Genomic DNA, 13,426 nt, shown 5'->3' on the forward strand with positions numbered 1-13,426 from the left:
GTCGAGTCGGTGCTGCAGCGGCGCGGCCCGGCACGCCCTGGACGCCGGCCGCTCGGGCGCAAGCCCAAGCCGCTCACCGAGGAGCCCGTGCTGTTCGACGCCGCGACGTCCGGGCCCGGGCAGGTGCTACCGGCCGGGGGTCCATCCGCCGACCCGCGCGGAAACCCGCGTGGCGGGGTGTCCGCGGCCACCACGGACGAGGCGGGCGAGCTGGTCGCGCCGGACGGGACCGGCCCGGTGGACCCGATCGTGCGGGAGCAGGCCCGGCGCATCGCGGCCCGGCTGCACCTGCGGCGTCCCCGCCGCTGCGGCGCGGCCCGGCGCGGGAGCGGCCCGCTCGCGAGCCTGCCCTACCGCGGCGGGTCCGACGACATCGACCTCGACCGCACGATCGACGTGCTCACCGAGCGGCCCGTCCCGGAGGACTCCGACATCGTCGTCCGCGAGCGGGTGTCGACCCGGCATCACGTCGTGCTCGCCGTCGACGTCTCCGGCTCGATGCGCGGCGAGCGGGTGCGCACCGCGGCCGCCGCGGTCGGTGCACTCGCCGGCGAGCTGAACCGCGACGCTCTCGCGGTACTGGCGTTCTGGTCCGACGCCGCGATCCTGCTGGAGATGGGGGCACCGGTCCGGCCGGGCGTGCTGCTCGACGCGTTGCTGCGGCTGCCGGCGCGCGGGCTGACCAACGTCGCGTTCCCGCTGGAGGTCGCCGCCCGCACCCTGGCCCGGACCCCGCGCCTGCAGTCCCGGGCGGTGCTGCTCACCGACGCGGTGCACAACGCCGGGCCCGACCCGCGCCCGGCGGCGGCCCGGCTGCCCCGGCTGGACGTGCTGCTCGACGTCTCCGGCGAGCACGACGCCGCGCTGGGTGCCGAACTGGCCGCGGCCGGTCACGGCCTGCTGGCCCCCGTGCGCACGCACCGCGACGTCGCGCCGGCGCTCACCCGGTTCTTCGCCGGCTGACCGCGGGCTCGGGTGGTCCGGCGCACCGTTCCCGCAGCTCGCGGGCCGCGAGATGCAGCCGCACGGCGAGCTCCAGGTCGAAGCGCTGCGCGGGATCCTCCAGCCGGGCGCCGAGCAGCTCGCGGATGACCCGCATCCGGTACTTGACCGAGGACGGGTGCAGATGCAGCAGCCGGCCCGCCTCCTGCGGGCTCCCCCCGGTGGTGAGGTAGGCGTAGAGGGTCTCGACGAGCTGGCCGCCGAACCGCCCGTCGGTCACCAGGTCGCCCAGCACGCGCTCGACGAACGGGGTCACCTGCCCCGCGGAGACCGAGGCCAGCACGTCGGCCATCGGGCCGAGCTCGTCGGTCACCGCGACCACCGGCAGCTCCAGGTAGCCGCTGCGGTCGCGCTGCAGGATCGCCAGCCGGCGCGCCTGCAGGTAGCTCTCCTGCAGGGCCGCGCCGGGTCCGGTCGGCCGGCCCACGGCGAGGGTGAGCCCGTCCACCCGGGCCGCGCGCAGCGCCCGCGACCAGGCGCGCGCGTGCTGCTGCGGCGGCCCGTCCGGGTCGCTCTCGTAGAGGCCGACCAGGGCGTCGTCGGCGGGGACGAGGCTGAGGCCGGCGAGCAGCCGCTCGGCTGCGCAGGCCCCGGCCAGCCGCCGGGCGATCCCGGGGTAGCCGCCGTGGCGGGCCGCGACGGCGACGACGGGGCGGCAGCAGGCCGGTTCAGGGCCCGCGGATGCTGCCGGGGCGAGCTCCGGGCGGGCCGACAGCCAGCTCAGGAGCGACACGCGGTGGCGGAGCTGGCGGACCTCGTCGCGGTGGCGGTGCTGGCGCAGCAGGGCCGCGCCGACGTCGCGCAGCGTCCGGTCCAGCGCGGCCGACCACGGCGCGGTGGGCGGCAGCTCCAGGACCCCGACGACCTCCCCGGCGTCCTGCAGCACGAGCTGCCGCACCCGCGCGGGCTCGCGGCCGGATCCCGGCCGGCTGGTCGCCAGGACCTCGTCGGTCCGGTCCAGCAGCGTGACCGGTCCGCCGACGAGGCCGTCGACCTCGCGCACGAACTCGTCGAGCCCGCCGTGGCACAGCGCCCGGCCGAGCCCCACGGGGATCAGCTGCTCGCGGTCGTCGATCTCCCGGGTGAGGACCGGCCGGGGCGGTGGCCGGCGCACGGCGGGCAGGGTCACCGGTGACGACCTCCTCGTGCGGTCTCGTGCGTCGGGCCGGGCGGTCCGCCCGGCGTGATCACGGTAGGCCCGCCGGGCGGGGTGGGGACCGTGCCGATCTGACACACCGGTCGTCAGAGCACCGAGCGCCCGGCGTCGAGGCCGAACCGGCGCAGGCGGCGGTACAGCGTCGAGCGCGACATGCCCAGCGCCTCGGCGACCTTGTTCTTGTTGCCGCCGTGCTCGTGCAGTGCGCGCGCGATCGCGTCGCGTTCGAGCTCCTCCAGGGGGCTCAGCCGGCGGCGCCCCGCCGCGCCAAGGCGGATGTCCTCGGGCAGGTGCGCGAGGTCGACGGCCCGGCCGCGGGCCGCGGTGAGGGCCTCGCCGATCACCGCCTGCAGCTGACGCAGGTTGCCCGGCCACGGCGCGGCGATCAGCGCGGCCAGCGCCCGGCTGCTGACCTTCGTCCCCGGCGATCCGGCGGCGGCGAGCATCTCCTGGACCAGCGCCGGGACGTCGTCGCGCCGGTGGCGCAGGGCGGGAACCCGCAGCACGGTGTAGCCGAAGCGTTCCGCGCCGGGCACGTAGCCGTCCGACTCGCGGACGGTCGTGACGACCAGCGCGGCGGTCGCGGCGTCCACGAGCTCGGCGAGGGCCGCGCACGTGGACGCGTCCAGCAGCTCCAGGTGCGTGACGACGACAGTGGCGGCCGGCGAGCCCAGCGCCCCGGCCGCGCGGGCGAGCCACGTGCGGGAGCCGTCCGCCGCGGCCAGCCCGCAGGACAGCACCTGCGGTTCGCCGCCCGTGCCGCGCTCCCGGTGCAGCCGCCGGGCGAGCCGGAGCTTGCCGGTGCCGGTCTCGCCGACGATCCGCACGCGCTGTACCAGGGCCGGGTCGAGGCCACGGACCGCCCGTTCCAGCTCGGCCCAGGCCCGGCTGCGGTGCCCCGGGCGCGCCGGGGCCTGCGTGCGTGCGGCAGGTGGCTCACCCCGTCCGGTCAGCTCGATCAGCGCACCCACGCCGAGCGCGCCCACCCGCACCGGGGTGCACCGGGCCCGGACCTGTGCGCCGCTGCCGAGCACGAACGTCCGCAGCACGGCGACGCCCTCCCCGACGGACTCCGCGGCCTGGTCCCACAGGAGCGCCTGGTCGGCGGGCTCCAGGAGCGTGGCCGCAGCGGCGTTGGTGAGCAGGAAGTGCTCGCCGATCGCGACCAGGGGCGCCGCGGTGTCGCGGCTGCGGGCCAGGAACCGCTCGAAGACGGCCCGCTCCCGTTCGGAGGCCCGCGCGGAGAACTCACGCTCGATCTGGGTGCCCAGGTCCAGCAGCGTCGGTAGCAGGAGCCCGTTGGCGTCCGCGGTGGGACAGGCGAGGTTGAGCACGCCCTCCAGGCGGCGGGTCAGCGGGTTGCGCACGGGCACGCCGGCGCACACCAGCCGCTGCAGCTCCTCCACGAAGTGCTCCGCGCCGTGGATGAGCACCGGCGCGAGCTCCTCCAGCGCGGTGCCGATCCCGTTGGTGCCGGCGACCTCCTCACCGAGGACGAACCCCTCCTCGATCGACACCGCCGACAGCCGCCGCAGGGCCGAGCGGTCACCTGCCCAGCGGCCGACGACCCGGGCGTGGGGATCGGCCAGGACGATGCTGACCTGGGTCCCGCCGAGCTGCTGGGCGAACCGGCCGAGCACCGGCTCCGCGGCGCGGCACAGCCGCTCGCTGCGCGCGTCGGTGCCGAGGAACGGGATGTCCAGGCGCTCCGGCCCGACCGCCGACATGCGGCTGCGCACCCAGGAGTGCCGGATCAGCCCGCGCAGGTCGGGGGGCAGGTCGGAGCCGTCGCGCAGGGCCCGTCGGGCGCGGCGCAGCACCGCGCCGTCACTCACCGCGGGCACGCGCATCTCGGGCCTCCCGCCACCCCGTCGTGGCCGTCCGCTCTCGCGAGCGGCGGGTGCAGCCAGCATCGGGGCGGGCGCCGCCCGGGGACTGTGCCATGTTGGCACAGCCCCCGGCGGAGAAGCACTGCTCAGGTGGCGTTGAAGGCGTTCCACCCCGCGCTGACGTGCAGCGCCTCACCGGTGATGTAGCGGGCCTCGTCGGAGGCGAGGAACATCATCGCGTTCGAGATGTCGATGGCCTCGATCCACGGCACGGGGATCGCGTTGAGCGACTGGAACCCGGGAATGACCTGCTCCTGCGTCGGGTTCTCGATGCCCGGCGCGAACAGCGCGTAGAAGTCCGGGTTGTGGATCATGTCGGTGCTGACGTTCGTCGGGCACACCGCGTTCACGGTGATCCCGTTGGCGGCGACCTCCCTGGCCACCGACTTGACGAACCCGATCACGCCCCACTTGGCGGCGCAGTAGTGCGCGACGGTCGGCAGCCCGACCCGACCCGCCATCGAGGCGGTCGCGACGATCCGCCCCGATCCCTGGGCGAGCATCTGGGGCAGGACGGCCCGGACCGACTTGAACACGCCGGTCAGGTCGCTGTCGATCACGTCGTCCCAGACCTCGTCGGACATGTCCACCACCGCCGACAGCGACAGCAGGCCGTGGTTGACCAGCAGGATGTCGATCCGCCCGAACTCCTCGACGGCGGTCGCCGCGACCTGGCGCATCGCGTCGCCGTCGCGACAGTCCGCGGTCACCGCGACGCAGCGGCGGTCGAGCGCCTCGACCAGCTTCACGGTCTCGCGCAGGTCCGCGTCGCTCGACATGCGGTACGGCACCGTGGCGACCTGGGCGGCGATGTCGCTGACCACGATGCTCGCACCCTCGCCGGCGAAGGCCAGTGCGTGCGAGCGCCCCTGGCCGCGGGCGCCTCCGGTGATCAGGACGACCTTGCCGTCGAATCGGCCCATGACGTGCTCCTCTCGGTCGTGGTTCGGGCTCAGGCGCGGGTCAGCTCGTCGCGGACGATCCGCGTGCCCTCGACGAGCGAGCGGATCTTCTGCTGGGCGACGACGTGCTTGACGCCGGTGAGCGTGCAGTCGGTGTGCACCATGACCCGCTCGGCGGGCACGACCTCCAGCACGCGGCGCAGGCCGGCCGCGACCTGCTCGGGCGACTCGGCCACCAGGCTCTTGCCGTTGATGACGCCGACGCCGAAGTCCATGTGGCCGGGGATCGACGCGATCGCGTCGATGTCGCTCTGGTGGAACCCGTGGCTCGCCATCTCGTACTGGATCTGGTCGCACTGCAGGTCCCACAGCCAGGGGAAGAGCTTCGAGCCGCGCATCTCGGTGACGCCGGGCTGGCCTTCCTGCTGGCCGTAGCAGATGTGGATGATCTTGTAGGCGTCGATGCCGTCGAACGCGGTGTTGATCGCCTCGACGACCCAGTCGGCCGGGTCGAAGAACGTCAGCACCTCGGCGAACTGGACGATCCCGACGCCGCGGCTGGTGATGTCGCGCAGCTCGGCGTTCAGCGCCCGAGCGAGGTCCAGCGACAGCGCCTTGATGTCGCCGTAGTGGCGGTCGGTGATGAGCGCGGACATCGTCGCCGGGCCAACCGCCGCCTGGATCTTGACCGGTTTGTCGGTCTGCTGGACGGCCGCCTCGACGATCGGCTTGAAGATCGGCCGTCGCCACTCGATCGGGCCGACGCAGGTCGGCTTGTACACGGGGATGTCCTGGAAGTGGCCGGCGGAGATGTTGTCCCCGTAGGGCACGAAGCCCTCCAGCCGGTCGAGGTAGAAGTGGAAGATCTCGCCCTGCTCGTAGTCGCTGTCGCTCTCGTAGTGCTGGCAGCCGTCGGTGACGATGTCGAGCCCGGCGTCGGTCATGTCCTTGATCGCCAGCGCGACGGCGTTGCGGTAGTTCGAGCGCACCTCGAAGCTGGGGAACTCCGGCGAGTGCACGCCGCCGAGCGGGAACACCTTGCCGCGCAGGAACATCGGACGCGGGTAGGACCCGACGATCGTGGTCGGGAGGAGGACCTCCTCGCCGCGGACCTTCACCATGGGACGCTCCTTTCCGTGCCTTTCCCAGGGCCGGGGGTGCGCCGAGTGTTCGCCGGGGCCGGGCGGCGGGTCACCGCATCGCCGGGACGAAGGCCGGGCGTTTTTCGCCCCGGCGGGTCGGTGGCCGGGCCGGGCGGCTCTCCTACCGTGGCCGACCGTGACCGGTGGATGCCGTGGCGGCCGGGCCGCGCGCGGCATCGGCGGTCTGCGGACCGCCACCCGCGAGGCCGGGCTGCTGCTCGGCGCGCCACAGGGGTTCACGCTGTCCGTCGCGGGAACGCTGGCCGCGGTGGTCGGCCAGCGGGGAATGCCCGGCCCGTGGGCCGCCTGGCTGTTCGTGACCGGCGCCGGGCTGGGCTTCTGTGCCCTGCTGCTCGCCGTGGGGGCGCACCACGAGCGGGCGGTGCACCCGCCGGGCGGGCTGCGCGGAGGGGCCGTGTTCAACCTGCTCCCGGTGGCCGTGGTGCCGGCCGCCGTGCTCGGCACGACGTGGATCGCGACGGGCGCCGTCGCGTTCTTCGTCGCCGGCGCGATCGCGGTGATCGGCTACCTCGTGCTGCTCGGCGCCCTCGCGCGGTTGACGTCCCGCGGGGACGACCGCGGCTGACGCGTTCGCCTCCCGGCGCCGTGGCGACACCGTGACGGGCTTCCTAGCGTCGGTCGGCGACAGGGCATCCGACCAGGAGGAGTGCTCCCATGACGGTGTTGCGGACGGCGGACGAGCGGTTCGAGGGGCTGCCGGGGTTCGGCTTCGCCCCGCACTACGCGACCGTGACCGACCCGCGGCTCGGCCCCCTGCGCATGCACTACGTCGACGAGGGCGACCCGGCCGGGCGGCAGGTCGTCCTGCTGCACGGCGAGCCGACCTGGTCCTACATGTTCCGCGACGCCGTCGCCCCGCTGGTGGGCGCCGGCCTGCGGGTGGTCGTCCCCGATCTGGTCGGGTTCGGCCGCTCCGACAAGCCCGGCCGCCAGGAGGACTACACCTACGAGTCGCACGTGGCGTGGCTGACCGCGTTCCTCACCGGCCTCGGGCTGCGCGGCGCCGTCCTGCTCGGCCACGACTGGGGCGGCCTGCTCGGGCTGCGCGTGGTGACCGCGGTCCCCGGCCTGGCGGCGGGTTACGTCGCCTGCAACCACGGCTACCCGACCGGCGACATGCCGGCCAACGACGCGCTGCGGCAATGGCAGGAGTTCGCCGCCGCCACCCCGGTCTTCGAGACCGGCGCGATCGTGGCGCGCGCCTGCCACGCCCCGCCGGCCCCTGCGGTCGTGGCCGCCTATGACGCCCCGTACCCCGACGACTCCTACCAGGCGGGTGCCCGCCGGTTCCCGGCGCTGATCCCCGTCACCCCGGACGACCCGTCGGCGCAGGCCGTGCGGGACTCGCGGGCCGTCCTGCAGGGTTCCTCGATGCCGTTCCTCACCGTCTACGGCGAGCACGACCCGATCGCCGGTGCCGCCGACGGGATGTTCCAGCAGCTCGTGCCCGGTGCCGCGGGCCAGCCGCACGCGCGGCTCGATGCCGGGCACAACATGCCCGAGGAGCGCGGCGCGGAGCTGGGGACGATCGTCGCCGGGTTCGCGAAGGGCCTGCCCGGCTGAGCCGCGCGCTCAGCCTGGTGCCACCGCTTCGCAGGGTTTGGGTGCGCTTCGCAGGGTTTGGGTGCGCTTCGCAGGGGCTGCAGCGTCTGCGAGGGGTGTCCGGGCTCTGCGAGGAGGGCGGTGGATCCAGGTTCAGGGGCGACCGGTGGATCCCGGTTCGGGAGCGACCGGCGGATCCCGGTTCAGGGATGGTCCGGGTACTCGGTGCGGGCCCGGAGCTCCTCCTGCAGCGCGAGGTAGCGCCGCGCCGAGCCCAGGCGCCGCCGCGGCGACGGCCACAGGATCGGCAGCAGGGACATCAGCGAGCGCATGTCCCCGTCGAAGGCGATCGTCCCCGCGCTGAACAGGACGTTCGGGTCGAGGTCGCCGCGCTGGACGCCGACGGCGTCGGTGTGGACGAGGGTCAGCACGGCGTCCGGCTCGTCGAGCGTGCCGAGCGCCGCCGCGTCGATGCGGCCGTCCACGAACACCACGTGGTACGCGACGTCGTCCCCGTGCGGTGTCGACGTGACCACGTACTGGATCCGGGCCGTCGCGCCCTGGCGCTCCGGGAGCTCGGCGCCGAGCGTGCGGTAGACGTCGAGCCATTCCTGGGTGAGGAACACGGCCACTGCGGACGACCTCCTCCGATTACTTCCAGTTGGAAGTAATCGGGATGCTGCCGGGCGACCATCCGGGTGTCAAGCGCCGCCGCGCGACGACGCCGTCACCCGGACGCTTCGGTGCTCCCCCTCGGAGAGGAACGCCGCAAGCTCCCGGCCCTCCTCGGCGACGGCCGCCCGGTCGGCCCGCGTGAAGCGGCGCAGCGGGGCGACGACGACGGCGCCACCGGCGTCGACGGTCCAGGTGGCGGCGACCCGGCCGTCGACGAGGACGGCGCGCTCGCCCGCCACGGAGAGCCCGCGGTGGGCGTCGTCGACGATACGGGTGCGGTCGTCGTAGCCGAGGATCGCGTTGTCGAAGGCGGGCAGGAACCGCACCGGGGCGGGGGTGTCGGGATCCGGGCGCGGGGCGCCGGGGAGGTCGAGCAGCTCGCGGCCGCGCTCGTCGCGAAAGCTCACCAGCTCGTCGCGGACGGCGGCGACCGCCCGCGGCAGCCCGGCGAGGCCGCACCAGGCGCGCAGGTCGGCGGTGGCGGCGGGGCCGAAGGCGGCGAGGTAGCGGCGGACGAGCGCCTCGCCTGCGGCATCGGTCCCGTCGGGGCCCGGCGGATCGACCGGGCGGCCGAGCCACGACGGCATCAGCAGGTACCGCGCTCCGGCCGTCGAGCGCCACAGGCCGCGGGGCGGGAGCTGCACCACCGGGAGGAGCGTGAGTGCCACCTCGCCGAGCGGCCGGTGTCCCGGGCCGGGCCACCGCTGCGCGAGCGCCCGGCCCAGCTCGGGCATCGTGCGCGGCGCGCCGTCGGACAGCACCGCGGTGGCGGCAGCCATGATCTCGTCGGGATCGACGCCGTCCAGGTCGCGGCGGTACACGCCGAGCACCCGCTGGCGCAGCATCGCCTGGTGCCGGGATCGCCACGCGAGCGCGTCCTCCGCGGTGACCAGGTGCACAGTGCGGCGCATGAGGTGGCCCCGCACCACCCGCCGGTCCGCGAGCAGGTCCGAGAGCACCGCCGGGTCGAATCCGCGCAGCCGCGACCAGAGCCCGGTGAACGGCTCCTGCGGCTCCTGGGCCTGCAGGCCGCCGAGGTGCGCGACGGCGTCGACGACGGGCACCGCCGCGCGTTCGAGCAGGAACTGCCGGGCGAGGGTCGCGCGGTTGAGCGCCCGGAGGTCGAGGCGGGTCACCACGACAGTGTCGTCCCGGGAGGCCGCGCCGACGGCCGACCCGCCCAGGACGCAGGACGGGCGAACCCGCTCCTGGTCCGGCCGGGCGCCCGCCGCCCCGAACCGTCCAGTCTCCCGTCCCTGGCGAGAACTGCGGGAAGAATGCCGGAGTTTGTCAGTCGGGGACGAACCGGCGGCGCGAACTTGGGCACGGTGAGACCTGGGCCGCCGCCTCCGCCGGTACCTAGGATCACGGTCCCAGTGTTGCGTGCCGGAAGTTTGGATGACGGTGGGCCTTCACGATGATCGTGTCAGGTGTCCGAATCGAGTGAATGGCTCGCAAGGCTCGTTCCAGCCGTGAGCGGACCTGGGGCGGGACTTGATCAGCTTCTGGTGCGACGCGAGGGCCCCCCGCGCGTGATGATCCCGATGAGGATTCCGATCGTGCCTGCGCCGCGTGCCTCGGGCCGGGCCACGGGACCGGTCGAGATCGTCGACACCTCCGGCGATCCGGGACGCGATGCGGCCGCCTGTGCCCTGCCTTCTCCGGCCGGGGTGAACAGGCCGGCGACAGCGGCACCCGACGAAGGGCAGGCCTATGCAGCAGCGCTCGATCGACTTGGGGATTCCGGGCGTCCATCTCGTTCCCGGTGATCATATCTGTGCGTTTTACCCGGGATTGACCGAACGGGACGAGATCGTCATTCCATATCTCGATGAAGGGCTGCGCGCCGGTGACAAATGCATCTGCGTCGTCGACGGCACCGCGCCCGAGGTGATCCTCACCGCGCTGGCCGACCTCGGCGTCGATGTGGATCCCTGCCTGGAGCGGGGGCAGCTGGAGGTCCAGCAGTCGCAAGAGACCTACCTGAGCGGCGGTGGGTTCTCGACCCCGACGATGATCGATTTCTGGGAGGACTCCATCGGCGGCGCACTGTCGGGTGAGTTCAGCTTCGCCAGGGCGGTCGGCGAGATGACCTGGGCGCTGCGCCAGGCGCCCGGCGTGGAGGAGCTGATCGAGTACGAGTCCCGCCTGAACCGCTACCTGCCCCGGTACCCGCAGGTGATCCTCTGCCTGTACGAGCTCGACCGCTTCAGCGGCGAGGTGCTCGTCGACGTGCTCAAGACGCATCCGAAGGTCCTGCTCGGCGGCATGCTGCTGCAGAACCCGTACTACCTCGAACCCGACGAGTTCCTGGCCGGCCGGGCCTGACCATGAGCCCGGCCTCGGTGCACGTCTCGCTCCCGGTCGGCCAGGACATCAACACCGAGCTGCGTGAGCTGCTGTCCAACGTCCAGGGGCTGCTGATGCTCTCGATGCTGATGACCGAGAGCGCGGACCAGGCGAAGATCCTCGCTCTGGCCAGCACGTCGGTGCCGTCGTTGAGCCGCGCCCGCCTCGTGGGGGTCTTCCTGCGCGACGAGGGGTGGCAGTCGAGCGTCACGCCCCGTCCCCGGGCCGACGTGCGGTGCGCGCTGGAACGGCAGCTGGGTGCCCTCGCGCGCGGCGGAGGTGCCCTGCACCTGCCCGACGAAGCCTGGGCCTGGGCGTTGCCGTTGCGGGGCTTCACCGGTCACGTCGGGTATCTCGTCGTGGCCGCGGCCGACGAGCCGACCCAGTCCGAGCACTTCCTGATGCAGGTGCTCGCCCAGCAGGCCGTCGTCGCCCTGGTGAACGCCCGCCTGCACGCACGGGAGCGCTCGACCGCCGAGGAGCTGCGCCGGGCGTACGGGGTACAGGCCGAGACCCTGCGGGCGCTGGAGCACACCATGCGCATCCACGACCGGTTCACGCAGGTCGCCGCGGCGGGAGAGGGCCAGTGCGGGATCGCGAGGGCCCTCAACGAGGTGACCGGGTACTCGGTGGCGATCGAGGACCGGTACGGGAACCTGCGTGCCTGGGCCGGGCCGGCGCGCCCGAACCCGTATCCGAAGGAGACGCCCGCCCAGCGTGAGCTGATGCTGCGGCGAGCGGTGCGCAAGGGCCGGCCGATCCGGGAGGGGGACCGGCTGATCGCCATCGCCAGCCCGAGCGCCGACGTGCTCGGTGTGCTGGCACTCGTCGATCCGGCCGGCACCGCCGGGGAGCGGGACAAGGTCGCACTCGAACACGGCGCCACCGTCCTGTCCATGGAGCTCGCCCGGCTCCGCAGCGTGGCCGAGACGGAGCTGCGCGTGCGCCGCGACCTCGTGGAGGAGCTGCTCTCCGGGACGGACGAGGCGAGCGCGCTCGCGCGGGCTCAGGCGCTGGGCCACGACCTGGAACGCCCGCACCGGGTGGTCGTCGTCGAGGGCAGCGGTCACGTCCCGAACGAGAACGCGTTCTTCCACAGCGTGCGGCGGGTGGCGCTGGCGCAGAACATCGGGGTCATGCTGGTCGCCCGCGGCGGCGGCATCGTCATCCTGTCCGATGCCGAGTTCGACGGGGAGCGCTTCCGCACCGCGATCCTGGCCGACGTCGGCGGGGGCCGCTGCCGGGTCGGCGTCGGGGGCTGGTGCGACGGGCCCGGCGGCATCCCGCGCTCCTACCGGGAGGCCCAGCTCGCGTTGAAGATGCTGGTGCTCGCCCGCGACGACGATCGCACCTCGTTCTACGACGACCTCGGCGTGTACCAGCTGCTGGGCGAGGTCCCGGACCTGGCCGCCGTCGAACGCTTCGTGCGCCGCTGGTTGGGCCCGTTGCTCGACTACGACGCCCGGCGCAACTCGGAGCTGGTCCCGACGCTGAGCAAGTACCTGGAGTGCGGGGGCAGCTGGGACGGCGCCGCGGCCGCGCTGTGCGTGCATCGCAGCACGCTGAAGTACCGGCTGCAGCGGATCCGCGAGATCTCCGGGCACCATCTCGCGGATCCTCGGACCAGCTTCAACCTGCACCTGGCGACGCAGGCCTGGCAGACCGTGCAGAGCCTGCGGGGCTGACCGCCCGCGTCAACCTCCCCGCGTCACCGGCCGTGCCGCTGCCAGTGCGCGGCGAACAGCTCGTCCTCGTCGACGGCGCGGGGGGCGATCGGGCGGGAGACCCAGGTGAGGTTCACGAAATGGCGGGCGTTCACGTTCTCGGTGGTGATGTTCCCGCCCCAGGTGCCGCAGGACAGGCTCAACGTGAACGGCAGGCCGTTGCGGGGGCTGCCCGCACCCTCGTTGAGGTTCTGGTTCACCAGCACCCGGGCCGTGCGGGTGCCGAACGACAGCGCCCGCACGTGGGCGTCGTCGGTGGTGTGGATGCCGCAGGTGTGCCCGAGACCCTGGTGGTCGGTGATCGCGTTGACCAGGTCGACCGCCTGCTCGATCGCGCCGGTGTAGCGGTAGAGGGCCAGTACCACCGAGAGCTTCTCGCCCGAGAACGGGTGCGCCGCGCCGACGCCGTCCTCCTCCACGATCAGGAAGGTCCGGTCGGCGGGGACGGTGAAACCGGCCAGCTCGGCGATGGCCGTCGCAGGCTTGGCGATGACCTCTGCGGCCGGCACGTGCCCGCCGTCGGGCCACATCCGCCGCTGCAGGGCCGCCTTGTCGGCCGCGGAGCACAGGTGGCCGCCCGCGGCCACCAGCGCCGCCAGCAGCTCGTCGTAGACCCGGTCCTCGACGACCACGGCGTTGTCCGCGAGGCAGCTGGTCGCGTAGTCGAAGGTCTTCGCGGTCGCGATCGCCTCGGCCGCGTCCGCGACGTCGGCCGTCGCATCGACGACGTGCACCGAGTTGCCGACGCCGACGCCGTAGGCGGGCGTGCCCGAGCTGTAGGCGGCGTGCACCATCCCCGCTCCGCCGGTGGCGACGACGAGGTCCGCCTGCCGCATCAGCTCCTGGGTCGCGAGGATGCTCGGCCGGGCCACGCTCTGGACGAGGTCCGCCGGTGCGCCGACCTGCTCGCACGCCTCGCGCATGTAGCCGACCACCGCGGCGGTGGTGTCCTTCGTCCGCGGGTGCGGGGCCACCACGATGGCGTTGCGGCCCTTGAGCGCGAACAGCGTCTTCAGCGGCGGCG

At 73.9% G+C, this 13,426-nt stretch carries 12 protein-coding genes; 5 read left to right on the forward strand and 7 right to left on the reverse strand.

Annotation, left to right across the window (positions count from 1 at the left end; genetic code table 11):
• Positions 1-9 precede the first annotated feature (9 nt).
• Complete coding sequence (locus AB7J25_RS03960) at positions 10-963, forward strand: vWA domain-containing protein (RefSeq protein WP_428505093.1); 954 nt, start codon at positions 10-12, stop codon at positions 961-963.
• Here AB7J25_RS03960 and AB7J25_RS03965 read toward each other — a convergent pair.
• From AB7J25_RS03965 to AB7J25_RS03980, 4 genes are all read right to left on the reverse strand, one after another.
• Positions 941-2,131 (reverse strand): PucR family transcriptional regulator, encoded by a 1,191-nt coding sequence (locus tag AB7J25_RS03965; protein WP_428505095.1) that lies wholly within the window; start codon positions 2,129-2,131, stop codon positions 941-943. The genes AB7J25_RS03960 and AB7J25_RS03965 overlap by 23 nt on opposite strands.
• 113 nt (positions 2,132-2,244) lie before the next feature.
• Positions 2,245-4,008 (reverse strand): sigma-54-dependent Fis family transcriptional regulator, encoded by a 1,764-nt coding sequence (locus AB7J25_RS03970; protein ID WP_428505097.1) that lies wholly within the window; start codon positions 4,006-4,008, stop codon positions 2,245-2,247.
• Between the two features lie 125 nt (positions 4,009-4,133).
• Positions 4,134-4,970: a mycofactocin-coupled SDR family oxidoreductase gene (locus tag AB7J25_RS03975; RefSeq protein WP_428505099.1), complete on the reverse strand. Its 837-nt coding sequence runs from the start codon at positions 4,968-4,970 to the stop codon at positions 4,134-4,136.
• Between the two features lie 29 nt (positions 4,971-4,999).
• Positions 5,000-6,070, reverse strand: a complete 1,071-nt coding sequence (locus tag AB7J25_RS03980; RefSeq protein WP_428505101.1) for a hypothetical protein — start codon at positions 6,068-6,070, stop codon at positions 5,000-5,002.
• Positions 6,071-6,227: 157 nt separating this feature from the next.
• Between AB7J25_RS03980 and AB7J25_RS03985 the strand changes: the two genes are divergently transcribed.
• Together AB7J25_RS03985 and AB7J25_RS03990 are read left to right on the forward strand one after the other, a co-directional pair.
• On the forward strand, positions 6,228-6,677 hold the full coding sequence (locus AB7J25_RS03985; RefSeq protein ID WP_428505103.1) for a hypothetical protein: 450 nt from the start codon (positions 6,228-6,230) through the stop codon (positions 6,675-6,677).
• 89 nt (positions 6,678-6,766) lie between these two features.
• A complete protein-coding gene (locus AB7J25_RS03990; protein ID WP_428505105.1) occupies positions 6,767-7,675 on the forward strand; it encodes a haloalkane dehalogenase in 909 nt (302 codons plus the stop codon).
• Positions 7,676-7,857: 182 nt separating this feature from the next.
• Here AB7J25_RS03990 and AB7J25_RS03995 read toward each other — a convergent pair whose 3' ends face one another.
• Positions 7,858-8,286 (reverse strand): SCP2 sterol-binding domain-containing protein, encoded by a 429-nt coding sequence (locus AB7J25_RS03995; RefSeq protein ID WP_428505107.1) that lies wholly within the window; start codon positions 8,284-8,286, stop codon positions 7,858-7,860.
• Positions 8,287-8,355: 69 nt separating this feature from the next.
• Positions 8,356-9,465, reverse strand: coding sequence for a winged helix DNA-binding domain-containing protein (locus AB7J25_RS04000; protein WP_428505109.1), 1,110 nt, complete (start codon positions 9,463-9,465; stop codon positions 8,356-8,358).
• Between the two features lie 577 nt (positions 9,466-10,042).
• On the opposite strand from AB7J25_RS04000, the gene AB7J25_RS04005 reads away from it, so the two are divergent.
• Together AB7J25_RS04005 and AB7J25_RS04010 are read left to right on the forward strand one after the other, a co-directional pair.
• Positions 10,043-10,657, forward strand: coding sequence for an MEDS domain-containing protein (locus AB7J25_RS04005; RefSeq protein WP_428505111.1), 615 nt, complete (start codon positions 10,043-10,045; stop codon positions 10,655-10,657).
• Positions 10,658-10,659: 2 nt separating this feature from the next.
• Complete coding sequence (locus AB7J25_RS04010; protein ID WP_428505112.1) at positions 10,660-12,363, forward strand: PucR family transcriptional regulator; 1,704 nt, start codon at positions 10,660-10,662, stop codon at positions 12,361-12,363.
• A 23-nt stretch (positions 12,364-12,386) separates the two neighbouring features.
• Here the strand turns inward: AB7J25_RS04010 and AB7J25_RS04015 are convergent.
• A partial coding sequence (locus AB7J25_RS04015) for an aldehyde dehydrogenase family protein (protein WP_428505114.1) occupies positions 12,387-13,426 on the reverse strand: 1,040 nt, incomplete at its 5' end.

The organism is Pseudonocardia sp., assembly GCF_050246655.1.
GTDB lineage: Bacteria > Actinomycetota > Actinomycetes > Mycobacteriales > Pseudonocardiaceae > Pseudonocardia.

Excerpts from the sequence above, each read along its gene's own strand:
- AB7J25_RS03970 (WP_428505097.1), bottom strand. The coding sequence starts at position 4,008 with ATGCGCGTGCCCGCGGTGAGTGACGGCGCGGTGCTGCGCCGCGCCCGA.
- AB7J25_RS03975 (WP_428505099.1), bottom strand. The coding sequence starts at position 4,970 with ATGGGCCGATTCGACGGCAAGGTCGTCCTGATCACCGGAGGCGCCCGC.
- AB7J25_RS03980 (WP_428505101.1), bottom strand. The coding sequence starts at position 6,070 with ATGGTGAAGGTCCGCGGCGAGGAGGTCCTCCTCCCGACCACGATCGTC.
- AB7J25_RS03990 (WP_428505105.1), top strand. The coding sequence starts at position 6,767 with ATGACGGTGTTGCGGACGGCGGACGAGCGGTTCGAGGGGCTGCCGGGG.
- AB7J25_RS04005 (WP_428505111.1), top strand. The coding sequence starts at position 10,043 with ATGCAGCAGCGCTCGATCGACTTGGGGATTCCGGGCGTCCATCTCGTT.
- AB7J25_RS04010 (WP_428505112.1), top strand. The coding sequence starts at position 10,660 with ATGAGCCCGGCCTCGGTGCACGTCTCGCTCCCGGTCGGCCAGGACATC.